Genomic DNA, 25824 nt, shown 5'->3' on the forward strand with positions numbered 1-25824 from the left:
CCCCGTCCGGGGAGACGGGGGTCGTCCTGGGGTCCGGCTCTCAGGGGGGATGGTGAGCCGGAGCCCGCTCAGCGGCTGCGGGGGGGGTGGCACCCGCTGAGGGCTGTTGGCGAAAGCATGCCTGACTTGACGGCGCGCCGTCGAGAGGGATCGGGGCCGACACGCCACGACACGCCGTAGACGAACCCAAGATCCTACGCTGCGCAATCACTGAGTCGTCGCTCAGTTACCACGCTCTGCGGACGTTCCCGCACACCGCGGCGCGAGCGGCTGCCGGTATCCGACCCACCGGCGGACACCGCCGCGACGGCGGCCCGGCTACACTTTGCGACCGTGGGCCGCAGCGCCGCGTTTTTCGACCTGGACAAGACCGTCATCGCGACTTCCAGCGCGCTGGCATTCGGCAGACCGTTCTATCGTGACGGTCTGATCACTAAGCGTGACGTAGTTAAGACGGCGTTCGCCCAGTTCATGTTCAAGCGCGGGGGCGCCGACGACCAGGCGATGGTCCGCACCCGCGACTACATGGCGGAGCTGGTCAAGGGCTGGCGGGTGGACCAGGTCCGCCAGATCGTCAACGAGACCCTGCACGAGCTGATCGACCCGTACATCTACGCCGAGGCGGCGACCCTCATCGAGGAGCACCAGGCGGCCGGGCGCGACATCGTGCTGGTGTCGGCGTCGGGCGAGGAGATGGTGCAGCCCATCGGCGCGCAACTCGGCGTCACCGACGTCATCGCCACCCGGATGAAGGTCGCCGAAGGCCAGTACACCGGTGAGATCGAGTTCTACGCCGCGGGCGGGGCCAAGGTCGAGGCGGTGCGCAAGCTCGCCGCCGAGCGGGGCTACGACCTCGCCGAGTGTTACGCCTACTCGGACTCCATCTCCGACATCCCGCTGCTCGCCGCCGTCGGGCATCCCAGCGCGGTCAACCCCGACAAGGCGTTGCGCCGCGAGGCCAACGAGCGGCGCTGGCCGGTGCTGGAGTTCCGGCACCCGGTGCCGCTGGGCCGCCGGCTGCGCAGCCGGCCGGCCGTTCCGGTCGCGGCCGCGCTCGGCATCGGGGTCGGCGTCGCCATCGGCATCGCGTGGTACGGGCGCCGTAAGCGTGCGCGTGCCGCGGCTTCTGCCCTCTGACGGGTGATTTCGCCGCCACAACAGCCCCACCTGTCACACATTCCGCCCGAAGCCTGGCCATCACCCTCAAACGGGCGTAGAAAAGTGGTTACGAAAGCATTCTGCAGCTGGAAGTAGCTGGCAGAAGCCGGCTTTCGGGCACGGCCTCCGGGCACCCACGCGCGATCTAGCCGTCGTGAAGGCAAAGTCCCGGTGTGATCTTCGGGTCCACTGAGGGCGGTTGCTAAGAGGTGCACGCCTGGTAACCCGGCGGGACGTGCGCGATGGCGCCGCGAACGTGCGGCGCCATCCATACTTTGTCAGCCCACCGACGCCAGGACGGCGTCTCCGACCACGGCGATCTCCGAGCAGCCCTGCTCGACCGCCGTGGCGTAGTGGCGCAGCCACGAACGCAAACCGTCCGGGGTGCCGGTGGCGAAGGCCCCGGCGGCCCCGATGTACTCGGGCTCGCGAGCCAGCTGAGCCAGTTCCAGCGCGACCAGCCCCCGCGGGTCGAAGCCGCTGCCGACCAGGGTGAGCCGGGCGGCGGCCCGGGCCACGATGCCGTTCACGCCGGGGAACGGTTGTGCCGCCAGCAGTTCGCCGTGCACCACGGCCGCGCGGATCAGCGGATTGCCCGCCTCCCCGGACACGATCTCCAGCAGGGTGTCCAGCCGGGCGGCGCTTTCCGGAGCGGGCCGGCCGAGCGCGTCGGCGGGCAGCACGCCCGTGCCGGCCAGCAGGTGCAGCTTCGCCAGCACCTGCCGGGGCGCACTGTGCCAGTGCTGGTGGAGGCCGGGCAGCGCCTCGGCGACCCGCAGCGCCCCCTGCAGCACCGCGTCCAGCACGGTGCCGCCGCGCACGTCGCTCAGCTCGTACCGGTGGCCCTCCAGCGCGGCGCTGGCCACCGCACAGCGCAGGCTGATCTCCGCGGCCACCATGCCGCCCTGGCGCCGCAACGCGCGGTGCTTGTACGCACCGTCCACCGCAGCGCGTGCGCCATTCACCGCAGATTCGACGTCGGCCAGTTTCAACAGCGGTGCCAGCGGATCCATAGTCACAGCCAGAGCGTAACGAAGCCGGCTGAGGCAGCCGGAGCAAAATAGTTAGGGACCCTTACTGTAAGGCGGGGACATCGGGCCGTAACATCACCCGGAGACCCACGTCACAGGGCATGACCATCACCCCTAGGGAGGCGCTGTAGTGAGCGAGACCCTCGAAAACCTGCTGCACGAGTCGCGCCGGTTCCCCCCGCCGGCGGAGATCGCCGCGCACGCGAACGTCACCGCCGAGGCTTACGCGCAGGCCGACGCCGACCGGTTGGCGTTCTGGGAGACCCAGGCCAAGCGGCTGGACTGGGCCCGGCCGTGGGACGAGGTACTGGACTGGTCCAACCCGCCGTTCGCGAAGTGGTTCGTCGGCGGTCAGCTCAACATCGCGTACAACTGCCTGGACCGGCACCTGGCCAACGGGCTGGGCGACCGGGTCGCCATCCACTGGGAGGGCGAGCCGGGCGACACCCGCACCATCACGTACGCCGACCTGCACGCCGAGGTGTGCCAGGCGGCCAACGCGCTGACCGGTCTCGGCGTGCACGCCGGTGACCGGGTCGCGATCTACATGCCGATGATTCCCGAGGCCGCCGTCGCGATGCTGGCCTGCGCCCGCATCGGCGCGACCCACTCGGTGGTGTTCGGCGGCTTCAGCAAGGACGCGCTGGGCGGCCGGATCCAGGACGCCAGCGCCAAGGTCGTCATCACCGCGGACGGCGGCTACCGCCGCGGCGCGCCGAGCGCGCTCAAGCCGACCGTCGACGAGTCCGTGGCCGAGTGCCCGACCGTCGAGAAGGTCCTGGTGGTCCGCCGGACCGGCCAGGAGGTCGCCTGGGACGACGAGCGCGACGTCTGGTGGCACGACGTGGTCGGCAACGCCAGCCCCGAACACGAGGCGCAGCCGTTCGACGCCGAGCACCCGCTGTTCATCCTCTACACCTCGGGCACCACCGCGAAGCCGAAGGGCATCCTGCACACCACCGGCGGATACCTGACCCAGACCTCGTACACCCACCACGCGGTGTTCGATCTCAAGCCGGAGACCGACGTCTACTGGTGCACCGCCGACATCGGCTGGGTGACCGGGCACAGCTACATCGTGTACGGCCCGCTCTCCAACGGCGCCACCCAGGTCATGTACGAGGGCACCCCGGACACCCCGCACCGCGGCCGGTTCTGGGAGATCGTGGAGAAGTACCGCGTCACGATCCTCTACACCGCGCCCACCGCGATCCGCACGTTCGCCAAGTGGGGCGACGACATCCCGGCCCAGTTCGACCTCAGCTCGCTGCGACTGCTCGGCTCGGTCGGCGAGCCGATCAACCCCGAGGCCTGGATGTGGTACCGCGAGCACATCGGCGGCAACCGCTGCCCGGTCGTGGACACCTGGTGGCAGACCGAGACCGGGGCCATCATGATCTCCCCGCTGCCCGGCGTGACCGACTGCAAGCCGGGCTCGGCGATGGGCCCGCTGCCGGGCATCAAGGCCGAGGTAGTCGCGGACGACGGCTCGATCGTGGGCAACGGCGGCGGCGGTTACCTGGCGCTGACCGGTCCGTGGCCGTCGATGCTGCGCACCATCTGGGGCGACGACAAGCGTTTCCTGGAGACGTACTGGTCGCGCTTCGCCGAGCAGGGCTTCTATTTCGCCGGTGACGGCGCGAAGCGTGACGAGGACGGGGCGATCTGGCTGCTCGGCCGGGTCGACGACGTGATGCTGGTGTCCGGCCACAACATCTCCACCACCGAGGTCGAGTCGGCGCTGGTCGCCCACCCGGCAGTGGCAGAGGCTGCGGTCGTCGGCGCCACCGACCCGACCACCGGTCAGGCCATCGTCGCCTTCGTGATCCTCAAGGGCGGGGCCGAGGTCGGTGTGCCGGAGCTGCGTGACCACGTCGCCAAGACGCTGGGCCCGATCTGCAAGCCGCGCCAGATCATGCTGGTGACCGAGCTGCCGAAGACCCGCTCCGGAAAGATCATGCGGCGGCTGCTGCGCGACGTGGCGGAGAACCGGTCGCTCGGTGACGTCACGACCCTGCAGGACTCCGCGGTGATGAACCTGATCTCCGCGGGTATGCAGTCGAGCAAGTCGGACGAGGACTGACCCGAACCGAGCGAAGGGGCGGCCACCGGTGTGACACCGGTGGCCGCCCCTTCGTCATCGTCGGCACGCGGTCCCCCGTATCCGCCGGCTGACGCCCGCGGGCACGCACGTACCTCGCGGCACCGGGACCTCGGCGGTTTTCGATCGGTGTCTGCACCGCCGAAACGCCGGGACCCGGAGCCCGACCTCCACCCGGAGGAACGTCGTGCTCTGAACATAAGCCGACGCGGGCCAGCGACCAAGATCACTGGGTACCGTTGCAGGATCCTGCAATCTGCACAACAGGCCTGGCCCGTGCCGGTAGCACTGTCTAGGTTGCTCTAGTCCGGCCGGGCGGACCCCGCACCGGCATGATTCGACGGGGGGCCTATATCACCCATGCAGCTCACCCCACGTGAGAGCACCATTGTCGCGCTGCTGGCCGCAGGCCACACCGACGCCGCGATCGCGGCGAAACTCGACATCAGCGTGCGCACCATCGCCTACACCCTGTCCGCCCTCATGGAGCGGTTCGAGGTGTCCAACCGATTCCAGCTGGGGCTGCGCCTCGGAGCCGAAGCGGCGCAGCAGACACCCGTCGAGAGACCGGCCGAAGAGGAGCCCGACGACACGTGACGACGCGGGCGATGATCACGCGACGTGCCCGTCCGCGACGAGGCCGATCGTCACCTGTGCGAAGGGGCGGCTACCGGCGTCACACCGGTAGCCGCCCCTTTCGTCGCCGCCGGCACGTGGTCCCCCGTACTACGTCGGGCGATGCCCGCCGTGCACGCACGTGCTTCGCGACACCGAGACCCGCGGCCGTCGTGGTGTACACACCGCCGATGCGCCGGGACCCGTGGCTCGCGACCCGCCCTGGATGGGGAGGTCATGCCGATGAACATAGGGCGGGCCGGACCCACCTCCAAGATCACTAGTCGCGATTGCACAAACATGCAATCCGTCGGACGGGCTCTGGTCGGCATTGATTCGCCTGTCTAGATTGCTCTTGTCCGGCGCGGTACGAGCCTGCATCGGAGAGGTTTCACGGGGGAGGCCTTCATGCTCGACGCACCTGTCGTGCCCTCACTGACGAGGTGGGGCGTGTCGCCACACGCCGACCTGGTCTACCGCACCCTCATCACCTTCGGGCCCTGGTCGGTGGAGCACATCAGCCGTTCCCTGGAGATGAAGTCGCGGCTGGTGCGCACTGCCCTGGACGAACTCACCGCGCTCGGAGCGGCCGTCCCGGCCCGCCGGGCGCTCGTCGAGGGGACCGGCGACGACCGCATCTGGTCCACCCGCGCCCCCGCGCAGGTGGTGGCCCTGCTCCGCGACCGGCACCACCACACCGCGCTGGCCAGGCACCGGCTGCGCCAGCGGCTCACCCGGATGACGTATCCCGACATCGTCACCGACCTCGGCCGACTGCCCGTCGACGACGCCCGGCCACTCGACGGCCTGTCCAAGACGATCGAGCGGCTCCTGGAACTGGCGGCGGCGGAACGCCACGAACACATGAGCATGAACCCGGAGCCGGCTTTCAGCGCCGCCGCCTTGAAGACGGCTGCGCCCGCGGAGCGCAAGATGCTCGCCCGCGGCATCTCGTTCCTCAGCCTGGGCGTGCCCGCGTCGACCGACGACGAGTCGGAGGTGCACGACACCGAACTCCGCTTCCACGGCATGCAGTATCGGGAGCTGCCGCAGGTGCCGGGCAAGATGATCATCTTTGATCGCGCCACGGCGCTCGTGCCGCAGGATCCCTCCGACCGTACGCGCGGCATGTGGGAGATCAGCGCACCGCGGGTCGTCGCCGAGCTCACGGCGCTCTTCCTGCAGCAATGGGCCCAGGCGAAGGACCCCGGCCGCGATTGGACACCGCCCGCGCACCTGACCCCCCGGGAGAGCACCATCGTGGTGCTGCTGGCCAGGGGCTACACCGACGCCGCGCTCGCGGCGAAGCTCGACATCAGCGTACGCACCATCGCCTACACCCTCTCCGCGCTGATGGACAGATACGACGTGATCAACCGGTTCCAGCTCGGACTACGGCTGGGCGCAGAGGCAGCGCAGCACGCGCCCGTCGACGAGACCACGCACGAACCCGAAGGGGAGTGACCCGTGCGCCGTACCCTCCGCGCCTTGGTCCTGACCGCTACCACGATGATCCTGGCCGCCACGGCGGTCGCCCCGGCTACGGCGGTGCCCGGAGGGCTCCGCTACTACAGGTGGCTCGACTGCCCCGCCGGCACGAGCAACGCCGCACGCATCGATTCGATGTGGACCGACGTCGACTACATGGGCCGCACCCTGGTGTCCTTCGTGGGCGAGGTGTTCCCCTGCGCATCGCCGACGCTGGACGAGGAAGTCTGGGCCCTGGCGGCGTACAGCAGCAACTCCGCCTCCGGCAAGGCCCATCCCTACCGGTTCGGGAACCTGTACAACGGCCATTACTACGGCACGAGGGGGATTGGGCCGGCCGTGCAGGCGGTGTGTGTCATCGCCGACGAGACGACCCGCCTCGCCTGCGTGTCCATCAGCTGGGTCGACACCGACGGGGTGCTGCTGCCCGTCGTCGAGGGCCCGCTGCCCGTCGACTCGCCGCGGGTGGCCGCACCCGCCGTCACGAACATGTCGGTGTATCCGGACCCCATCGGTCCGGGTTGCGGGCTCTGCCCCTGACAACCACCTCCGACAGCGGCAGGCGGCCCGCAGCGGGCCGCCTGCCCTGCCACCGCACGCACAGGTCGATACAGCACCGGCACGGACCCGAAAGCAACGTCTCGCGAGGAGCACCGGCAATGAGAACAGTCATCCGCAGGCTGCCGGCGACCGTCGCCGCGGCGGCAGACGGCGCACCCTCGCCGCCGGCCAAGTACGTCCAGTACAAGTGGTTGTCCTGTCCGGCAGGAACTGCCCCTGATCCCTGTCCGCCCTCATGGACAGATACGTCATCAGCCGATATCAGCCAGGCCTGCGACCGGGCGCCGAGGCAGCGCGGCACGCGTCCGCCGACGAGACGGGCCGACCCGAACCCGAGGGGATCCACAGTCATGAACAGAATCATCCGCGCTGTGTCCGTTGCTGTCGCCGCGATGGCCTTGGCCACCGCGGGCACGATGGCACCCGCCGTGGCGACGCCGACCTCCTCGAAGACCGTCCAGCTCAAGTGGCTGATCTGCCCGGAAGGTACGAGCAACACCGGCTGGATCGACAGCTCTCGGACGTACCAGCCCGAGGGGGGCACCCATTATCGAATCGAGCTCGGCGGCACGATCGTGACCTGCTCGCAGCCGTACGCGCCTTGGTATGTCTTCGGGCTTGGGACGTACACCAGCACCGACGCCATCGGTAGGGCCGTGCCGTTCAGCGCGGACGCTCCGCGGACCTACGACTTCCTCAGCAGCTTCCCGATCCGCACGGACGTCCAGGCGGTGTGTCTGCTGGCCAACGAGACGACCCGCCTGGACTGCCTGTCCATCGGCTGGGTCACCGAGAACGGCAGCACGCACCCGGTGATCGAGGGTGCGCTTCCCGTCGACTCGCCTCGCGTCGCCATGCCCGCCGTCACCGATCTGACACGCCCCGGCGACAACCCGGTCGGGCCCGGCTGTGGGCTCTGTCTCTGACCCCTCCCGAGTCCTGACGCCGAGAGGCGGTCCGCGAATGCGGGCCGCCTCTCGGCGTTCCAGACGCCCGGTGCCGTGACCCCGCGCAGGAGCAGACTGTGGATCGGAAGATCGCATCCACCGATCAGCGGATGTGATCCGTCGGCGGATGACATTTGCCTGTCACCCCGTTGCCACACTCCGGCACGACGCCCTCCGATATCCGGGCCATGCCTCGCGGTGCCTTCATTTGCCATTGTGAAGTGCTTGCTTCACGTGAGCCTTTACCTCCGACAGGCTCGTGAAGCGCATCGGCATGGGGGGCAGGGCTCCCATGCCTCCCCTCCAACTGTTCCTCCGGCCGCGGCGCCCACTGCCCGTGGCGGAGACCCCCGAGGAATGGAGTGACCATGAGGCACGCCATCCAAACGCGGAGAAGGCGGCGGCTACTCGCCGCGGTTCCCGCGTTGGCGCTGGCCGCTGTCGGGCTGTACGGCCCGGGAACGGCCAATGCCGTTGCCGCACCTGCCGTGATCAGCCCCAGCGAGTTCTACATCAACTACGCCGAGCCCGCCGTCCAGCCGGACACCACGGGCAAGGAGACCAAGGGCGCCAACGGCATCTACGGCGGCGCGGGTGACAAGACCCGCGCGTTCGACCGTAAGCACGCCAACGGCAACCCGCTCACCGCACGTCAGCTCGCCAAGCTCGAAGCGAAGTCCATCAAGACCGGCAAGAACCCGCGCAACCTCAAGCAGGCGCCGACCACCCAGGTCGCGAAGCTGCTGACGATGCTGGTCGAATACAGCACCACCGCGAACGACGACTTCACCGACGTCGTGGTCACGAACACGACCGACGCGGACCGGTCCTGCGGCTACGGCAACATCCAGAACGGGCCCACGCACAACACCATCCCGAACCCGGCGACGATGGCCCACGAGGACAACAACTCGATGTGGGTCGCCGACTTCGACCAGGACCACTACAACAAGATGCTCTACACCTCCACGGGCATCACCGAGCGGGTCCGCCCCGACCTCACCGGTCCGGACGGCAAGGCGGGCATCGACCTCACCGGTCTGACGATGCGCAACATGTACCTGGAGATGTCGAAGGGCGCGTACACCGTCGAGGGTCAGGCGACCCCGTGGATCACGCTGCCGCACTCCGAGGCGTGGTACGGCGCGACGACCTGCTACCTGGAGAACGGCGTCTACAAGATGCCGGCCATCCAGTCGATGAACGGCCACCCGGACAACAAGCTGGGTGCGCAGCAGATGGCCATGGACGCGGTGGACGCGCTGGCCGCGGCCCAGCCGAACTTCCCCTGGGCCGACTACGACATCGAGGACCAGGGCGACCGGGACGGCGACGGCAACTTCTACGAGCCGGACGGCGTCATCGACCACCTCGTCATGGTGCACGCCGGTGAGGACAAGTCCGGCGGCGGCGGCGCGCAGGGGGCCTACGCCATCTGGGCGCACTCCTCCGCGGTCGCGGGCGGCTACTCGATCCCCGGCACGAATCTGAAGATCTCGAACTACATCGTGCAGCCCGAGGACTCGGGCGTGGGCGTGTTCGCCCACGAGTACGGCCACGACCTCGGTCTGCCGGACCTGTACGACACCTCGGGCGCCGGCGAGTCGGACATCGACTTCTGGGACCTCATGTCCTCGGGTTCGCACTCCGGCCCGATCTTCCAGGCGATGCCGACGCACATGGGCATCTGGGACAAGTGGGTGCTCGGCTGGGCCGACCCGCTGACCCTCGCGCCCGGCGCCTCGGACCGCGACGTGCAGCTGGGCCAGACCTCGCGCACGCCGAAGGGCACCAAGGACGGCATCAAGATCGACCTGCCGCCGAAGACCGTCACGCTGGCGACCGCACACAGTGGTGCCAACATGTGGTACACCGGCACGGATCAGGACTGGGCCGACATCAAGATCGCACGTGAGGTCGCCGTTCCGGCCGCGGCCGACGCGAAGTTCTGGATGTGGAACAACTACGTCATCGAGGCGGACTGGGACTTCGGTTTCGTCGAGGTCTCGACCGACGGCGGCAGCACCTGGACCGACCTCAAGATCTACGATGAGGCCGGCAACCTGGTGTCCACGGACGACGGTTACGCCGACCCCAACGGCAACATGGCGACGTTCCAGAACCGCTACGGCCTGACCGGCGACAGCCACGGCTGGCGTCACGACTACGTCGACCTGTCCGCGTACGCCGGCAGCACGGTGCAGGTCCGCCTGCGCCAGGCCACCGACGCCGCCGCACAGGAGCGCGGCTGGTTCGCCGACGACTTCTCGGTCACCGGCGGCGGCGCCACCACCTGGAGCGACGACGTCGAGGGCGGCACCGCCGGCTGGACCGCCTCCGGCGGCACCTGGGCCGACACCACCGGCCCCGGCTGGCGCATCGACACCGGCACCTCGGTGAAGGCGCACTACTACCTGGCCGAGTGGCGCAACTTCGACGGGTTCGACAACGGCCTGAAGTACGCCTACGACAGCACCTACCTGCGTGACGGCGCATGGAAGGTCGAGAAGATCAAGTACAACGCGCCCGGCATGCTGTTGTGGTACCGCGACACCACGTTCGGTAGCACCAACCACGTCACGGCGAACCTGACGGCGCTGCCGAGCGTGGGCGCCAAGGGCGGCCTGCTGCTGGTGGACTCGCACTTCGACCCGTTCCGCCGCACCGGCGTCGCGGCCACGAAGGACACGTCCACGCTGAAGAACCTGCAGGGCCGGCCGCAGTCGTCGAACGCGGCGTTCACGCTGAACCCGACGTACCCGTTCAACGAGTGCCTGGAGGTGCCCGCCGAGCCGTTCGTCGAGTACTGCACCTCCTTCGGGCCGCAGCCGGGTGTGGCGGCGTTCACCGACGCCAAGGGCTGGGTGCCGGGTCTGGAACTGCGGGGCAGCAGCCTGTTCTACCGGGACGCCGACGCCTCCGTCGTCATCCCGTCGAAGGGCAACGCGCCGTACACCACCCGGGTCGTCAACCCCGACGGCACGCCCGCGACCGATGCCTACGGCCTCGACCTCGGGTTCACCATCCTCGGCACGGGCAACCCCGGCGACCAGGACGCCTCCTACGGCGTCACGATCACCATCGTCCGGGCCGCGAAGGACAATTCGTACGCCACCGTGCACGTCACGCCCGCGAACGGCTGACAGCACACAGCATCTGAGCAGCAATGACGGAGAGGGCGGCCCGCACTCGGCGGGTCGCCCTCTCCTTTTTCGCGCATGAAGGCCGGAGCCGGGCCGCGACGGGATGTCGAGCCGACAACGGAGGGGGACCAGCGGCCGTCATACGGTTGACGGCATCCGTGTAGCGGTCACCCGACATACACATCCACCGTTCGGCTGATTTCATCTATCGTGATGGGACAGTGATCGTGGACCGTTCGGAGTGATCCCCTCCGATGTCCGGGCAATGCCTGACGGTGCATTCATTTGCGATTGTGAAGTGCTTGCTTCACGTGAGCCGCAAGACCCCATCCGCCACGTGAGGCCGCGTCGGTGTGGGAGGGCAGGCTCCCACGCCCCCGTTCTCCACCTGTTACCGCCACGGCCCCCTGTCATGGCGGACACCCCGAGGAATGGAGTGACCATGAAGCACGCCATCCATGCGCAGCGGAGACGGCGGCTACTAGCCGCCGTCCCTGCGCTGGCTTTGGCCGCTGTCGGGCTGTACGCACCCACCGCGGCCACCGCCGCGAGCCCGACGGCCACGATCAGCCCCAGCGAGTTCTACATCAACTACGCCGAGCCCACGATCCAGCCGGACACCACGGGCAAGGAGACCAAGGGCGCGGGCGGCGTCTACGGCGCGAAGGCCGACAAGACCCGTGCCTTCGACAAGAAGCACGCCGCCGGCAACCCGCTCACCTCGCACCAGCTCGCCAGGCTCGAAGCGAAGTCCATCAGGGAGCGCAAGAGCCCCCGCAAGATCAAGCAGGCGCCGACCACCCAGGTCGCCAAACTGCTGACGATGCTGGTCGAGTACAACCCGAACGCGAACGACGACTTCACCGGCACCATGGTCACGTCGTCGACCGAGGCGAACCGGACCTGCGTGCCGGGCACGATCCAGAACGGTCCGCTGCACAACGGCATCCCGAACCCGGCGACGATGTCCCACCTGGACAACAACTCCATGTGGGTCGCCGACTTCAACCAGGACCACTACAACAAGATGCTCTACACCTCCACGGGCATCACGAAGCGGGTCCGCACCGACCTCAAGGGTCCGGACGGCAAAAAGGGCATCGACCTCACCGGTCTGACGATGCGCAACATGTACCTGGAGATGTCGAAGGGTGCCTACACCGTCGCCGGTGAGGCGACGCCGTGGATCACCCTGCCGCACTCGGAGGGCTGGTACGCCGCGACGACCTGCTACCAGGGCGAGAGCGGCGAATGGCTGATGCCGGCCATCCAGTCGATGAACGGCCACCCGAACAACCCCGGGGGCCCGCAGAAGATGGCGACGGACGCGGTGGACGCGCTCGCCGCGGCCCAGCCGAACTTCCCCTGGGCCGACTACGACATCGAGGACCAGGGCGACCGGGACGGCGACGGCAACTTCTACGAGCCGGACGGCGTCATCGACCACCTGGTGCTGGTGCACGCCGGTGAGGACAAGTCCGGCGGCGGCGGCGCACAGGGCACGTACGCCATCTGGGCGCACTCCTCGGCCGTGCCCAGTGGCTACACCATCCCCGGCACCAACCTGAAGATCTCGAACTACATCGTGCAGCCCGAGGACTCGGGCGTGGGCGTGTTCGCCCACGAGTACGGCCACGACCTCGGCCTGCCGGACCTGTACGACACCTCGGGCGCCGGCGAGTCCGGCATCGACTTCTGGGACCTCATGTCCTCGGGCTCGCACTCCGGCCCGATCTTCCAGGCGATGCCGACGCACATGGGCATCTGGGACAAGTGGGTTCTCGGCTGGGCCGACCCGAAGGTGCTCGCCCCGGGTTCCGGCCTCACGAGCGTGAAGCTGGGCCAGACCTCCCGCACGCCGGTCGGTACCGAGGACGGCATCAAGATCGACCTGCCGCCGAAGACCATCACGCTGGCCAACCCGCACAGCGGCGCCAACATGCGGTACACGGGCGCGGACCAGGACTGGGCCGACATCAAGCTCACGCGTGAGGTCGCCGTGCCCAACGCGGCCGACGCCAAGTTCTGGATGTGGAACAACTACGTCATCGAGGCGGACTGGGACTACGGCTTCGTCGAGGTCTCGACCAACGGCGGCAGCACCTGGACCAACCTCAAGATCTACGACGAGGCCGGCAACCTGGTGTCCACGGACGACGGTTACGCCGACCCCAACGGCAACATGAACACGGCATTCAAGCTGAAGTACGGCCTGACCGGCGACAGCCACGGCTGGCGTCACGACTACGTCGACCTGTCCGGGTACGCCGGCAGCACGGTGCAGGTCCGCCTGCGCCTGGCCACCGACGCCGCCTTCCAGGAGCGCGGCTGGTTCGTCGACGACCTCTCGGTCACCGGCGGCGGCGCCACCACCTGGAGCGACGACGCTGAGAGCGGTGCCAACGGCTGGACCGCGACTGGCGGCACCTGGACGGACACCACCGGCCCCGGCTGGCGCATCGACACCGGCACCTCTTCGAAGGCGCACTACTACCTGGCCGAGTGGCGCAACTTCGACGGGTTCGACAACGGCCTGAAGTACGCCTACGACAGCACCTACCTGCGTGACGGCGCATGGAAGGTCGAGAAGATCAAGTACAACGCGCCCGGCATGCTGTTGTGGTACCGCGACACCACGTTCGGTAGCACCAACCACGTCACGGCGAACCTGACGGCGCTGCCGAGCGTGGGCGCCAAGGGCGGCCTGCTGCTGGTGGACTCGCACTTCGACCCGTTCCGCCGCACCGGCGTCGCGGCCACGAAGGACACGTCCACGCTGAAGAACCTGCAGGGCCGGCCGCAGTCGTCGAACGCGGCGTTCACGCTGAACCCGACGTACCCGTTCAAGGAGTGCCTGGAGGTGCCCGCCGAGCCGTTCGTCGAGTACTGCACCTCCTTCAAGGCGCAGAAGGGCGTCGGTGCCTTCACCGACGCCAAGGGCTGGGTGCCGGGCCTGGAGCTGCGCGGCGAAAGCCTGTTCCACCGGGACGCCGACGCCAGCGTCGTCATCCCGTCGAAGGGCAACGCGCCGTACACCACCCGGATCGTCAACCCCGACGGCACGCCCGCGACCGACGTCTACGGCACCGACCTCGGGTTCACCGTCCTCGGCACCGGTAACCCCGGTGACGCGGCAGTCGCCAACGGCGTCAAGCTGACCCTCCTGTGGGCGCCGCACGACAACGCGTACGCCTACGTGCTGGTCACGCCGGCGAACGGCTGATCCGACAGCACTGATCCGAAAAGAGGGGGGCCACCGGCATCGCGCCGGTGGCCCCCCTTCGTCACGCGTCAGCGCACGTAGAGCGCCGCCGTCTCATTCGAGTACTCGACGCACTTGTACTCCTCGTACGAGCCCCCCTGGACGAGGGCGGTGCCGGCGCCGTGGCAGGCGGGGCTGTCGGGGTAGACGCCGCCGTACTGCTGCCACTGGGTGAGCTCGTGACCGACGACGTGGGTCGCCACACCGTCACCGGCCGCCAGGCCGTAGTCGGCGTCGAACCGGTAGTGCACGCCCAGATAGATCCGGCTGAGCGCGTTCTCGGTCGCGGCCGCCGAGATGCTGGTGAAGGTGCGGGTCACGCCCACGGCGTGCGGATCCTCCGTGGTGGCGGTCCAGGTCACCGCATCGGTGCCGAGGTACGCCTTCATGACTCCCGCCCAGGCGGCGGCGAACGTGGCATGCCCCGAGATGTACGCCGGGAACGGCGGGCTGAAGTTCACCCCGCTGGTGTTCGCGGACAGCGGCTTCCAGGTCGGGTCCGCCACGGTCGCGGCGTTGCCGTCGGTGTCGGCCAGCCGCACTGCGGACTCCGGTCGCCACAGGTCGATGGCGGTGCGGTATTTCGCGTCCCACGAGGCGATGCCCGCGTCGGCCATCGCGATCGCCACCAGGGCGAAGAGCCGGACGTTCGACGTGGTCGACAGGCCGCGCAGCTGCGAGAGGATCGCGGTGTGGGCGAACAGCTGGCCCGGCGGCTTGTAGGTGCCGTCGAGGTCGTTGGCCCAGAACCACGCCAGCTGGGTCTGATCCGCGGTCCGCGTGGTGGAGGTCGCCGAACCGAAGCTCTTGATCTCGTTGACCTGTGCGGCGTATCCGGAGCTGGCCAGCAGGCTCGCGTAGTTCGCGTAGCCCAGCGGCAGCTGCGGCCGGAACTGTGTGCCGGACGTCATGCTGAACGGCGTGACACCGCCCCAGTTGGGTGTCGCGGCGGAGCCGGAGCCGGTGTTGCGCCACGCTCCCGGCACGGTGCCCTCGACATACGGCGGGGTGTTGGTGGAACCGTCAGCGGCTCGCGCCGAGTTCATCGCGTTTCCGGCCGTCTGGCCGATGTAGATGGCCTCCTTCTGGTTGCCGGTCGTGCCCACACCCTCCTGCGCCGTGGCCAGATCCGCGTCGAAGTCGACGGTCGGGTAGAGGCTGCGGAGCACGGTCACGGCGGCGTAGTCGATGGCCGTGTTCATGACGGGCGCGTTGGCCCCGGCGTTCTTCACCGTCGTGACGTTGACCAGGTACTTCTTGCCGATGCAGGTGTCGATGACAGGATTCGCCGTGGTCCCCACCCGGCACTTGGCGGAGTTGGCGGCGTCGTACATGGCGGCGTGCATCATCGCCCCGGCACGAGCCAGCGGTCCCGGCGCGCCGCCCATGCGGTAGATGCGCAGGAGCACGCCGTTCCAGTAGAGCGTGTGATCGGCGGGTGCCACGGCGTGTGCCGCCCCCGCCGGAATGACAGCGGCTCCCACCGCTGCGACGACCAGTGTCAGGGCGCCAAGCAGCGCCCGGCTTCTCAGCCGAGTCAAGTCGTTCCTCCCCCGTGTATGTACCCCATCACGATGGGACACATTTGACTGTGTCCATACGATATGGAGCAGGTCGGGGGTCCTCAGGCCCGTTCGATAACGTCTCGATAACGAGATCATCGGCGGGGGAGCGGCGCCGAAGCTCCCGCAAGTCCACATCAGAGGGAATAAGTCATGCCTTCTCCCCCCGTACACGGTGGTCCAGGTACGAGACGGATGAACCGCTCATCCAAATCCATGAGCACGGTCCAGATCGTCGCCGAGCGGTCCTCGATCGCATCGCGCTCATCGGCGTGACGACAGATGGAGACCGGATGGCTGTGGTGATCCTGCAGCACCGCCCGCAGGTCGGCCGACGTCAGCGGCTTGCGGACCGTGTCCAGCAGCCGGCGTGCCCGCGCCGAGCGGAACAGCGACGAGCCGCCCCAGTCCTTGATGGTGTCGTACACCGGCAGCGCCGTCTCGAAGTGGTTCGCGTGCACCAGCACCCCGTCCACCGGGTGCAGCCAGCCCGCGTCGCCGGGCACCAGCTCCAGGTCGATCAGCTCGCCGCCGGCCGGATCCGCCTGGCCGATCAGCAGGTTGATCGAGGCCGAACGCGGTACACGCATCGCGTTGCGGATCGCCCAGGACAGCGAGTCCGCCTCCAGCACCGAGCGCAGCAGCACGTGGTACGGCACGCCGCCGGGCCGGCCGTCGCGGTCGCAGCCGAGCAGGTTGACGCAGACCCCCACCCCGGCGGAGTTGAGACCGGACTTGGCGAGCATGCCCGCCTCCGTCAACGTCAGCACCTCGTGGCCGCGTTCGTCCCGGGTGATCAGCAGGACGTTGTAGTCCCGGTGATCGGGGTGCCAGTCCCAGTTCTGCGCGAGCAGGGTGCGCCCGCCGTCGCTGCGCGGACCGAGCACGCCCAGGCTGGTGCACTCGCCCCGGTCGCCGGAGTCGCCGGGTGAGCCGCAGGCGGGCGTGCCGTAGAGCAGCTCGGAGCGGGCGTTGATCGCGTAGATCAGCTCAGGTGCGACGGACGCGCCCCGGGCGACGCCGTCGAGCATCGCCGCCAGGCGGGGCAGGTGGGTCAGCGTCGTCTCGCGGAAGGCCGCGCCCCGCTCGATCACCGCCGCCCGGTCGAGTCCGGCGGCGCGGGTGAACCGGCCCAGATAGGCGGTCACGTTGAGATTGATCAGATCGGCGGCGGCACGGCCGTACGCCGTACCCATCTCCTCGGGGGTGCCGCTCACGTCGACCACGGTCAGGGGGGTGTTCATGCCCGGCCACTCTGCCGCACCCACCGCTCGGCGCGCCAGCGGGTAAACCCGGCGATCAGGGCTGCTTCGCGGCGAACCGCCCGGTACACGCCCGATGGGAACCGTAGTATCCGGATCATGGGAGACAGCCGGACCCGGCCGAAGTCCAGCCCGCGCCAGAAGCGGATGCAGCGCCGTCGTGCCCAGGCCGCCCGCAGCGCCGCCGCCGAGGTGGTGCGCTTCCTGCGTACGGAGCAGATCGGCGGCCTGGTGCTGCTCGGCGCCACCGCGCTGGCACTGATCATCGCCAACTCGCCGCTGGCCGACGCGTATCAGCGGCTCAGCGCGTACACCTTCGGGCCGCAGTCGCTGCACCTCAACCTGTCGGTGGCACAGTGGGCCCAGGACGGCCTGCTCACCGTGTTCTTCGTGGTCGCCGGGCTGGAACTCAAACGCGAGCTGGTCGTCGGCGAACTGCGCAGCCCGCGCCAGGCCGCGCTGCCCATCGCCGGCGCGATCGGCGGCATGGTCGTCCCGGCTCTGCTCTGCTTCCTCATCGCGTTCGGCGCACCCGGCGGGTCCGACGCGTGGGCCGTCCCGGTCGCCACCGACATCGCCTTCGCCCTCGCCGTGCTCGCCATCTGCGCCCGCGACCTGCCCCCCAGTCTGCGGGTCTTCCTGCTGTCCCTGGCGATCGTCGACGACCTCGGCGCCATCCTGCTGATCGCGCTGGTCTTCACCGCGCACGTGGCGTTCCTGCCGCTGCTCGGCGCAGCCGCCGTGCTGGTGGTGTACGGCCTGCTCCAGCAGTTCCGCTTCCGCGGCTGGTGGCTCTACGTGCCGCTGGCGCTGGCCGCCTGGGCACTGGTGCACGCCTCCGGGGTGCACGCCACCATCGCGGGTGTCGCCATCGGCCTGCTCACCCGGGTCAAGCACGATCCCGGCGAGCACGAGTCCCCCGCCGAGGCGCTGGAGCACCGGATCCAGCCGATCTCGGCCGGGATCTGCGTGCCGCTGTTCGCGTTCTTCTCCGCGGGCATCGCCATCAGCGCCGGTGCGCTCGGCGCGATCTTCGCCGACCGGGCTTCGCTCGGCGTGCTGCTCGGCCTCGTCGTCGGCAAGACGGTCGGCGTGCTGCTCGGGGCGGTCGTGGCGGTGCGGTCGAAGCTGGCCGAGCTGCCCGAGGCGCTGGAATGGCGCGACCTGGTCGCGGTCGCGGTGGTCACCGGATGCGGCTTCACGGTCAGCCTGCTCATCGCGGAGCTGGCCTTCGACTACGGAGAGCAACAGGCCCGGATCAAGGGCGCGGTGCTGCTCGGCTCCTTGATCGCATCGCTGCTGGCCGCGGCCCTGCTGCGCAGACAGGTCCGCGTACGCACACGCTAGCCTGCAGTCATGAGTGAACGCGCCGGGAACACGTCCGTGGACGAGTCGTGCGTCCTGGACGAGGGTCCGTGGACACACCGGTTCGTCAACGCCAACGGCAGTCGGTTCCACGTCGTGGAGCAGGGCACCGGGCCGCTGGTGGTGCTCCTGCACGGCTTCCCCGAGTTCTGGTGGGCGTGGCACCGGCAGCTGCCCCTGCTCGCGGACGCGGGCCTGCGGGCGGTGGCGGTCGATCTGCGCGGTTACGGCGCGACCGACAAGCCCCCGCGGGGGTACGACGGATTCACCCTCGCCGCCGACGTGGTGGGCCTGATCCGTGCGCTCGGCGAGCGCAACGCCACGGTCGTGGGCGCGGGTGCCGGCGGCCTGATCGGCTGGTCCGCGGCGGCGCTGCACCCGCGGCTGGTGAACCGGCTGGTGGTGCTCGGCGCGGCGCACCCGCTGCGGCTGCGCTCGGCGCTGGTCGCCAACGCCGCGCAGCGCCGGGCCGGCCGCGACCTGCTGCGCTTCCAGCTGCCCCGGTACGAGCACGTGCTGACCCGGGACGACGCCGCGCTCGCCGGCGGGCTGATGCGGGCCTGGTCGTCACCGGCGTTCCGGCAGACCGCCGACTACGCCGACTACGAGCACCGGTACCGCGAGGCCATCCGCATCCCGCAGGCCGCGTTCTGCGCGATGGAGGCGTACCGCTGGGCGTTCCGGTCCACGCTGCGCCTGCACGGTTACCGCTTCCTGCGCGCGATCCGCCAGCCGATCATCTCGCCCACCCTGCAGTTGCAGGGCGCCCTCGATCCGATCACCCTGCCCGCCACCGCCCAGGGCTCCGGCCGCTACGTGCTCGCCGACTACGAATGGCGGCTGCTCGAGGACACCGGCCACTTTCCCCACCTCGAACGCCCCGACCTGGTCGCCGGCGAGATCATCCGCTGGACCAAATGACCCGCCCGGCGGGACGGGTCAGAGGCGGGATTCGCGGAGGTCGGTGACCTCCTGCTTCGGGGCCCAGCCCTGATAGACGCCGTAGTCGAACTCCTCGAGGCCGAGTTCGGCGGCGACGGGGGCCTTGCCACCGGTGTACTCGACGCGCAGCCACGCCTCGTGCTCGGCGAGCACGATGAAGGGCTGGCCGCGCCAGTTGCAGACGCTGCGCACGTACGCCAGGTCGTCGACCTCGGCCGCGGGCACCACCCGCACATGCCGGCCGGGCCGGACCTCCTCGAAGCCCTCAGCGGGCTCCGGACGGTAGAGGCGCACGGTGTCGCCGTCGGGGCTGGCCTCGTACTCGCGACCCAGGTAGCGGGCGATGTAGCCGTCGCGCATGCGCATCACTCCTCGCCCCCGTCGGTGCGCAGCCAGCGCGGCCCGTCGGCGTCGAGCACCGCGACCATCTCCTCTTTGCCGTCGGCGTCCACGCGCAGCAGGCGCGCACCGTGCGGCAGCCGGGCGCTGTCCACCTTGAACTCGGCGATGATCTCGGTGCTGTCCCCGGGTGCGAAGCCGTTGCCCCGGAACGGGGGGCGCTCGATGACCCAGCCCTCCATGGCCTTCATCGCCGCCTCGTGCTGCCCGCCGTACGGGATCCGGTACAGGCTGGGCCGGTAGGCCGGCCAGCGCAGCACGTAGATCTCCTTGTCGTCCGCGGTGAACGGGGAACCCGTCCAGGTCAGGCCGAGCGCGCTGCGCAGCGCCTGGGGGCCCCGCAGGTGGCCGACCTCGCGGGCGCGGTGCACGAAACCGGAGACCCGGTCGTAGCCCCGGTCCAGGTAGTAGCCGATCTGGCTGGCCGCGATCACCTTCTGCATCTCGGTGATCTCCGGGTCGCGGCGGCCCGGCGGCGGCGCGGCGCCCGCCGTCGGCGCGGTCACGGCCGGTTCCCTCTCGTCGCCGCCGAGGCCCATCTCGGCAGCCCAGCGGGCCAGTTCCAGGAGCTGGTCACCGGGCAGGCTGGCACCGACCGCGGTGCCCGGGTTGACCGCGAACGACCAGGTCGGGTCGGGCCAGGCCGCGATGAGCTTGACGAAGCGCACCGGCACCGCCTCGACCGGTTCGGGCATGGTCTGCGTGGACGTGTAGCAGACGATGTGCGGCTCGCCGTCGATGTCGCGCGGCTGCCAGGTGTATCCCGGCTCGCCGGGCCGGGGCGCGCTCGACCCGCCCGGCACCGGCACCAGCACCGTCGCGAGCAGCAACGTGGACAGGAAGGCGTCGGTGTTGCCCGCGTCGGCCGCTTCGAGCAGCTGCTCCTCGACGGAGTTCGACGGGGTGAAGTCGTCCTCGGGCCCGCCCGGCCGCTCGTGCCGCGGACCCGGTTCCCGGACCGGCGGCACGGGCACGTCGGGCATCGTCACCGCCGCGGTCACGGGCTCGAACAGCGACCCCTCACCGGGCCGTGCGGCCGGCACGGGCTCGGCGGCGGGCTGCACAGCGGCGGTCGAGTAGGTGGAGACCGGTTCGAACAGCGACCCCTCACCCGGGCGTCCGGCAGGCACGGTCGGGGCGGCGGGCTCGGTCGCGGACGGCACGGCGGCCGGCGGGTAGGTGGACACGGGCTCGAACAGCGACCCTTCACCGGGTCGTGCGGCGGGCTCGGTCGCGGGCGACACGGCGGCCGGCGGGTAGGTGGACACCGGCTCGAACAGCGACCCTTCACCGGGTCGTGCGGCGGGCGCGGGCTCGGGCGCGGGCGGCGGCACGGCGGCCGGCGGGGACGGCGTGTGCGCTGCGGCAGCCGGCGAGATCGGCTCGGCGGAGAAGGCGGGGTCTGCCGGGAAGAACCGGCCGCCGGGCTGCGCGGTCGGCACCGCAGCCGGCACCGGCGGCGCGGCGGGCGACTCGAGCGCCAGCGGGGTGTGCACCTGCGGCGCGGCGACCGGCCGCACCTCCGCGACGTCGATCACCTCGGCGTCGAGGATCAGGTCCTCGTCGAGGTGCGGGTCGTATGCCGGTTGCGGCGGCTGCGGCCCGCGGGCCTGGATCGGCGGCGGCGCGGTCCGGGCGGCCTTCGCGCGTTCGAGCGCCTCCAGCCGTTCGAGCCGGCCGCGGGCGACCGCGGGTGCACCGGGAATGCGCACGTCACCACGGACCAGCTGGGTCACGAACCAGGCCGGCAGGTATCCCTCGATCGGCAGTCCCGGGTCCACTGCCAGCCACCATTCGTGGTTGGGCCACGAGGAGGCGAGCTCCTGGAACGGCACGCGCCGCGCGGGACCGGCGTGCTCGGCCAGACAGGAGCGCAGCGCCGCGGACGAGGTGAAGGCGAGCACATGGGTGCGGTTCTCCGCGGTCCAGGTGCCCCAGCCTGCGGAACCGCGGGCCGACGCGGCGTCGCCGGCGACCGGCAGCAGCAGCTCCGAACGGCCGAGGATACGGAAGTAGAGCTCCTGATCCCCGGCGCGCAGGGCGTCACGCAGCGCGATCTCGGTATCGGTGGCCGGCTCCCAACCCATCACGCGCTCACCTCCTGCTGCCGCCAGAGTACTGAGACACAACTTACCTTGCGCCCCGTAGGCGTGTCGCAACCAGCAGTCTAGGTCCGCTCCTTCCGATAGCATCTGCGCCGGGGCTCAGCCACGCGGGAAACCGCGCAGCGGCGTCACGGCGGTCACCCGCCGCGCGTGACGCGGCCGACCCGTACAAAGCCTGGGGAGGCGACATGTACCGCAGCCGGCCGACGGTCGCCTTCGCGGCCCGCACGGTGGCGTTCAGCGTGGTGTTCAGCTTCGGCGTCGTCGGGATCGCGACAGCGCCCGCCGCCGCGGCGCCGTGTCCGAGCGGCAACCGCGCGGCGAGCGAGGTGATCGCTGCCAAGCCATGGCCGCAGCAGCGCTGGGACCTGTCCGCGCTGCCGCGCGGCATCGACGGGTCGGGCGTGATCGTGGCGGTGCTCGACTCCGGGGTCGACAAGGACCACCCGCAGCTGCGCGGGCAGGTCGTGCCGGGCCGGGACATGCTGCCCGGCGGCGGCACCGACGGGCGGCAGGACTGCGTCGGCCACGGCACCGGCGTGGCCAGTGTCATCGCTGCGAAGCCGCTGGCCGGGGTGGAGTTCCGCGGCCTCGCCCCCGGTGTGCAGATCCTGCCGATCCGGGTGAGCGAGCAGCTCGGCGGTCAGGAGAATTCGAGCAGCGCCCGCCAGGCCGACGTGAAGGACATGGCCACCGCGGTCCGCTACGCGGTGAGCAAAGACGCCGACGTGATCAACCTTTCGCTGAGCTACGGCGACACCGCCCCGAACAAGCTGGCCGAGTTCCGCGAGGCGATCCGGGAGGCCGTCGCCGCGGACGTGGTCGTGATCGCGGCGGTCGGCAACGCCAAGCAGAAGGGCAACCCCACGCCGTATCCCGCCTCCTGGGACAACGTGCTCGGGGTCGGCGCGATCGACGAGGCCGGGCAGCGGCTGCAGGCCTCCCAGACGGGGCCGTACGTCGACCTCGTCGCCCCCGGTGACCAGGTGACCGTGGCCCGCCCCGGCCGAGGGCACGGCAAGGAGAGCGGCACCAGCTTCGCCGCCCCGATGGTGGCCGCCACGGCGGCACTGGTCCGCCAGGCCTACCCGAAGCTCACCGAATCGCAGGTGCGCAAGCGGCTCTCCGCCACGGCCGACCCGGCGCCGGGCGGCCGCCTCAGCGACGACTACGGCGTGGGCATCCTCAACCCGGTCCGGGCGGTGACCGACGTGCTCGACGGCGCGACCCGGGTCACCCCGGCCGCGCTGGCCCCACGGGCCGCCGACCCGGCCGCGGAGGCCGCCGCCGACCGGGCCGCGCAGCAGCGCTCCCAGGCGCTGTGGCTGGCCGGGCTCGGCGCCATCCTGGCCGGCCTGGTGCTCGCCCTGGCCGTGGCGCTGCCCAACGGCATCCGCCGCCGCTGGCGGGCGGCCGGGAACTGACGGAAGGACCTGTTCGCCCTGCGCCGCACCCTGGCCCTGCGCCACGGCGTCGATCGCAAGCTGCGGTGTGGCCACGCGCTACGCACGCAGCCCGGGGCAGCGGTCGTCAGCTGCCCCGGGCCACGGCGACGTGGGTCAGTGGAACAGCCGGGTGTTGCGGTCCTCGGCGTCCTTGAACTGGACGGCGGCCTCGTCGACCGCGCCCTTGATGTCACGCAGCATCACGGACAGCTCGTCCGCGGCCTTACGCCACTTGGCCTGGCGCTCGTGGTACGCCGCCTGCGCGGCGCCCGACCACGTGTTCACCATGGGCTGGGCGTCGCTTTCGAGCTCGCCCAGCGTGGTCTCCAGCTGGCCCAGCGCCTTCTGGATGTGCCCGCTCGCATCGTGCAGCGAGGCGAAGTTGACGACGAGCCTCTCGCCGTTGCTCATATCGGTCCTCCCCCTTTCGGTCCGTGGTCTGCCGCGCTCACAGGTTCAGCGAGACGCCACCGGAGTTGCGGGAGGCGACGCGGCCTGCCTGCTCCTCGTCGGCGCGGCTGTATTCCTGGCCTGCGGTGCGAATCGCCTTCGACGTCTCGGCGAGCGCCTGGTGCAGCGCCTTCTGGTCCTGCGACCAGGCGATCTTGACCTGCTCGAAGGAGCTGCCGGCCCGACCCACCCAACTGGTCTGCAGCATCTCCAGCTCGCTCAACAGGCGGCTGAGCATGGTCTGCAGCCCGTCGTTGGCCGAGTCGAACTTGGTCGCGGTCGCGGCCATGATCGCAGCTTCGGACGCGGTTTCCGCCATTGTCGAACGTCACCCCATTCCCTTTGTGCAGTTACGCATCCACCGTCCTATGCGGAGCATTGGTGATGGTGCGTCTGTCTCGGTGACGGTAGCGTCCCGCGTCGACTCGTGCCAGCCCGGAGCCGTCGCCTGTGGATAACCCGGACGTTCCGGCTCAGCCGAGAGCCAGCTGCGCGGAGGCGGTCTGCGGGTCCAGACCCGGTCCCGGGGGCAGCAGGTCGACCAGCGACGACGGCAGCCGCAGCGGCGTCGGATCGTGGTATCCGAGCATCGGCAGCACGTCCGGCCGGGCCGCGTCGTAGCGCACACCCTGGTCGGTGACCAGGCTCATCGTGGTGCCCGCGGCGACGATCGCACCCCGGCCCGAAGGCACCAGCACGTAGTCGGCGTACGCGCCGCCCTCGGCACTGCGGGCCACGGTCGCGATGCGCCCGTTCAGGTCCAGCGGCACCTCGGCGCGCACCTCGGTGGTGCCGGCGTCGTCGCGGACCACCGCGCACAGCGCGCCCTGGCCGTAGGCGGCGATGGTCGGCATGTTCGCCGGTGGCTGCCGCGGGTCGCCGGCGTCGGGGACCAGGCTGGCGGGCGAGTTGTCGTACTCGGCGAGCTCGGTCTGGTCGATCTCGATCTCCCGGCCGATGGCGTGCTTCTGGCGGTACCGGCCGAGCAGCAGCGCGGCCTGCACCGGCGTGATCATCGCCAGGCCGTCCGCGCGGACCACCGCGTACTGGTGGGACTTGCCGTCCAAGCCCTTGATCTTGATGACCTGGCCGTTCTTGAGGTCCTTGACGTCCGAGGTCTCACCCGGCTCGCTGATCCGCGGCTCGTCCAGCGGCTGCCCCTGCGGCATCCCGTTGACGAACGCGGCCGGCACGGCCACCGGCTGCGCCCCGCCGGCCAGGTCGGCGAACTCGTCGGCGTCGGCGTTGTAGAGCCGGCCGTGCCAGAGCAGGTAGATCATCTCGCCGGCGCGTACGAACAGCGCGTCGTCGCCGCCCATCACCCGGCCCTTGCCGGCGAGCCCGGTGTCGCCCACCACCAGCACGGAGGCCGGTTTGCCCGACGCGGTGGCCGAGCAGATCGACCAGGGCAGCCCGAGCAGGGCGTTCGGGTCGGGCAGCGAGTCCGGCAGATCCACCACGCCGACCGTGAGCCCGCGCGGCACGTCCACAAGCGACTTGCGGGCCACCGTCGCGACCTTCGGCTGGGCCTGGCCGGAGGCCAGCATCGCCGAGGTCAGGTTCAGCGCCGGGTGCAGTTTTCCGTCGCGGTAGACGAAGTGCGCGCCCGAATCCTCCTCGATGATGACGGTGCCGTCGGCCTTCCAGCCGTTGTCACCGCGGTTGCTGAACACGCCGTACACCCCGTATCCGGCCGCGATGACGACGGCCAGCAGGATGCTGGCGAGGGTGGCGCCGGCGGCGCGGCGAAACGGCGCCTGCGCCGGATCGGTGTCGCGCATCACCAGCGCCGAGACCACTCGCTGCACCGTGAACTGGTACGAGTGCAGTTGGTCCTGTCTCGACGGCATGGGCCCTCCCCACGGGTCAGCCAGCGGCTCTACCATGAGCCGGGCGAAGTGCGGCGGCACAGCTGTTGGATGTCCTCGGCGATCCGCCGCCGGGCGGACCACAAGGCCGCCACTAGCTGGAGCCTAGGGGAGGCTATC

At 70.2% G+C, this 25824-nt stretch carries 19 protein-coding genes; 11 read left to right on the plus strand and 8 right to left on the minus strand.

Going from position 1 to position 25824, the window contains the following annotated elements:
* Positions 1 to 333: 333 nt before the first annotated feature.
* Positions 334 to 1137, plus strand: coding sequence for an HAD family hydrolase (locus FLL47_RS25410; RefSeq protein ID WP_144123088.1), 804 nt, complete (start codon positions 334 to 336; stop codon positions 1135 to 1137).
* A 299-nt stretch (positions 1138 to 1436) separates the two neighbouring features.
* Here FLL47_RS25410 and FLL47_RS25415 read toward each other — a convergent pair whose 3' ends face one another.
* The gene (locus FLL47_RS25415; RefSeq protein WP_144123089.1) at positions 1437 to 2177 is read right to left on the minus strand and encodes a Fic family protein; all 741 of its coding nucleotides are present in this window, start codon (positions 2175 to 2177) and stop codon (positions 1437 to 1439) included.
* Positions 2178 to 2319: 142 nt separating this feature from the next.
* On the opposite strand from FLL47_RS25415, the gene acs reads away from it, so the two are divergent.
* From acs to FLL47_RS25455, 7 genes are all read left to right on the plus strand, one after another.
* On the plus strand, positions 2320 to 4272 hold the full coding sequence (acs, locus tag FLL47_RS25420; RefSeq protein WP_144123090.1) for an acetate--CoA ligase: 1953 nt from the start codon (positions 2320 to 2322) through the stop codon (positions 4270 to 4272).
* Positions 4273 to 4650: 378 nt separating this feature from the next.
* On the plus strand, positions 4651 to 4887 hold the full coding sequence (locus FLL47_RS25425; protein WP_144123091.1) for a helix-turn-helix domain-containing protein: 237 nt from the start codon (positions 4651 to 4653) through the stop codon (positions 4885 to 4887).
* 426 nt (positions 4888 to 5313) lie between these two features.
* Positions 5314 to 6369, plus strand: coding sequence for a helix-turn-helix transcriptional regulator (locus tag FLL47_RS44240; protein WP_144123092.1), 1056 nt, complete (start codon positions 5314 to 5316; stop codon positions 6367 to 6369).
* A gap of 24 nt (positions 6370 to 6393) precedes the next feature.
* Entirely contained in the window at positions 6394 to 6933 is a 540-nt protein-coding gene (locus FLL47_RS25440) for a hypothetical protein (RefSeq protein WP_144123094.1), read from the plus strand.
* A 392-nt stretch (positions 6934 to 7325) separates the two neighbouring features.
* Positions 7326 to 7880, plus strand: coding sequence for a hypothetical protein (locus FLL47_RS25445; RefSeq protein WP_144123095.1), 555 nt, complete (start codon positions 7326 to 7328; stop codon positions 7878 to 7880).
* A 389-nt stretch (positions 7881 to 8269) separates the two neighbouring features.
* Positions 8270 to 11044, plus strand: coding sequence for an immune inhibitor A domain-containing protein (locus FLL47_RS25450; protein WP_144123096.1), 2775 nt, complete (start codon positions 8270 to 8272; stop codon positions 11042 to 11044).
* Between the two features lie 442 nt (positions 11045 to 11486).
* Positions 11487 to 14267: an immune inhibitor A domain-containing protein gene (locus tag FLL47_RS25455; RefSeq protein ID WP_144123097.1), complete on the plus strand. Its 2781-nt coding sequence runs from the start codon at positions 11487 to 11489 to the stop codon at positions 14265 to 14267.
* Between the two features lie 68 nt (positions 14268 to 14335).
* Here the strand turns inward: FLL47_RS25455 and FLL47_RS25460 are convergent, their stop codons facing one another.
* Positions 14336 to 15847 (minus strand): vanadium-dependent haloperoxidase, encoded by a 1512-nt coding sequence (locus FLL47_RS25460; RefSeq protein ID WP_222106201.1) that lies wholly within the window; start codon positions 15845 to 15847, stop codon positions 14336 to 14338.
* 158 nt (positions 15848 to 16005) lie between these two features.
* The gene (locus tag FLL47_RS25465) at positions 16006 to 17112 is read right to left on the minus strand and encodes a C45 family autoproteolytic acyltransferase/hydrolase (RefSeq protein WP_144123098.1); all 1107 of its coding nucleotides are present in this window, start codon (positions 17110 to 17112) and stop codon (positions 16006 to 16008) included.
* Positions 17113 to 17229: 117 nt separating this feature from the next.
* Between FLL47_RS25465 and nhaA the strand changes: the two genes are divergently transcribed.
* Positions 17230 to 18477, plus strand: coding sequence for a Na+/H+ antiporter NhaA (nhaA, locus tag FLL47_RS25470; RefSeq protein WP_144123099.1), 1248 nt, complete (start codon positions 17230 to 17232; stop codon positions 18475 to 18477).
* A gap of 9 nt (positions 18478 to 18486) precedes the next feature.
* Positions 18487 to 19416: an alpha/beta fold hydrolase gene (locus tag FLL47_RS25475; RefSeq protein ID WP_144123100.1), complete on the plus strand. Its 930-nt coding sequence runs from the start codon at positions 18487 to 18489 to the stop codon at positions 19414 to 19416.
* 18 nt (positions 19417 to 19434) lie between these two features.
* On the opposite strand, the gene FLL47_RS25480 is transcribed toward FLL47_RS25475, so the two are convergent.
* Together FLL47_RS25480 and FLL47_RS25485 are read right to left on the minus strand one after the other, a co-directional pair.
* Positions 19435 to 19797, minus strand: coding sequence for a hypothetical protein (locus FLL47_RS25480; RefSeq protein ID WP_144123101.1), 363 nt, complete (start codon positions 19795 to 19797; stop codon positions 19435 to 19437).
* Between the two features lie 5 nt (positions 19798 to 19802).
* The gene (locus FLL47_RS25485) at positions 19803 to 21923 is read right to left on the minus strand and encodes an SseB family protein (RefSeq protein ID WP_246158577.1); all 2121 of its coding nucleotides are present in this window, start codon (positions 21921 to 21923) and stop codon (positions 19803 to 19805) included.
* Positions 21924 to 22129: 206 nt separating this feature from the next.
* On the opposite strand from FLL47_RS25485, the gene mycP reads away from it, so the two are divergent.
* Positions 22130 to 23365: a type VII secretion-associated serine protease mycosin gene (gene mycP, locus FLL47_RS25490; protein ID WP_144123103.1), complete on the plus strand. Its 1236-nt coding sequence runs from the start codon at positions 22130 to 22132 to the stop codon at positions 23363 to 23365.
* 135 nt (positions 23366 to 23500) lie between these two features.
* Here mycP and FLL47_RS25495 read toward each other — a convergent pair whose 3' ends face one another.
* From FLL47_RS25495 to eccB, 3 genes are all read right to left on the minus strand, one after another.
* Positions 23501 to 23797: a WXG100 family type VII secretion target gene (locus FLL47_RS25495; RefSeq protein WP_144123104.1), complete on the minus strand. Its 297-nt coding sequence runs from the start codon at positions 23795 to 23797 to the stop codon at positions 23501 to 23503.
* 37 nt (positions 23798 to 23834) lie between these two features.
* A complete protein-coding gene (locus FLL47_RS25500; protein WP_246158579.1) occupies positions 23835 to 24125 on the minus strand; it encodes a WXG100 family type VII secretion target in 291 nt (96 codons plus the stop codon).
* A 184-nt stretch (positions 24126 to 24309) separates the two neighbouring features.
* Positions 24310 to 25686, minus strand: a complete 1377-nt coding sequence (eccB, locus tag FLL47_RS25505; protein ID WP_186315907.1) for a type VII secretion protein EccB — start codon at positions 25684 to 25686, stop codon at positions 24310 to 24312.
* Positions 25687 to 25824: the final 138 nt, after the last annotated feature.

The organism is Catellatospora sichuanensis, assembly GCF_007483665.1.
GTDB lineage: Bacteria > Actinomycetota > Actinomycetes > Mycobacteriales > Micromonosporaceae > Catellatospora > Catellatospora sichuanensis.

Bases quoted from the DNA above. Each gene is read 5' to 3' on its own strand.
- FLL47_RS25425 (WP_144123091.1), top strand. From the start codon at position 4,651: ATGCAGCTCACCCCACGTGAGAGCACCATTGTCGCGCTGCTGGCCGCA.
- FLL47_RS44240 (WP_144123092.1), top strand. From the start codon at position 5,314: ATGCTCGACGCACCTGTCGTGCCCTCACTGACGAGGTGGGGCGTGTCG.
- FLL47_RS25450 (WP_144123096.1), top strand. From the start codon at position 8,270: ATGAGGCACGCCATCCAAACGCGGAGAAGGCGGCGGCTACTCGCCGCG.
- FLL47_RS25455 (WP_144123097.1), top strand. From the start codon at position 11,487: ATGAAGCACGCCATCCATGCGCAGCGGAGACGGCGGCTACTAGCCGCC.
- FLL47_RS25465 (WP_144123098.1), bottom strand. From the start codon at position 17,112: ATGAACACCCCCCTGACCGTGGTCGACGTGAGCGGCACCCCCGAGGAG.
- nhaA (WP_144123099.1), top strand. From the start codon at position 17,230: ATGGGAGACAGCCGGACCCGGCCGAAGTCCAGCCCGCGCCAGAAGCGG.
- FLL47_RS25475 (WP_144123100.1), top strand. From the start codon at position 18,487: ATGAGTGAACGCGCCGGGAACACGTCCGTGGACGAGTCGTGCGTCCTG.
- FLL47_RS25480 (WP_144123101.1), bottom strand. From the start codon at position 19,797: ATGCGCGACGGCTACATCGCCCGCTACCTGGGTCGCGAGTACGAGGCC.
- FLL47_RS25485 (WP_246158577.1), bottom strand. From the start codon at position 21,923: ATGGGTTGGGAGCCGGCCACCGATACCGAGATCGCGCTGCGTGACGCC.
- mycP (WP_144123103.1), top strand. From the start codon at position 22,130: ATGTACCGCAGCCGGCCGACGGTCGCCTTCGCGGCCCGCACGGTGGCG.
- FLL47_RS25495 (WP_144123104.1), bottom strand. From the start codon at position 23,797: ATGAGCAACGGCGAGAGGCTCGTCGTCAACTTCGCCTCGCTGCACGAT.
- FLL47_RS25500 (WP_246158579.1), bottom strand. From the start codon at position 24,125: ATGGCCGCGACCGCGACCAAGTTCGACTCGGCCAACGACGGGCTGCAG.
- eccB (WP_186315907.1), bottom strand. From the start codon at position 25,686: ATGCCGTCGAGACAGGACCAACTGCACTCGTACCAGTTCACGGTGCAG.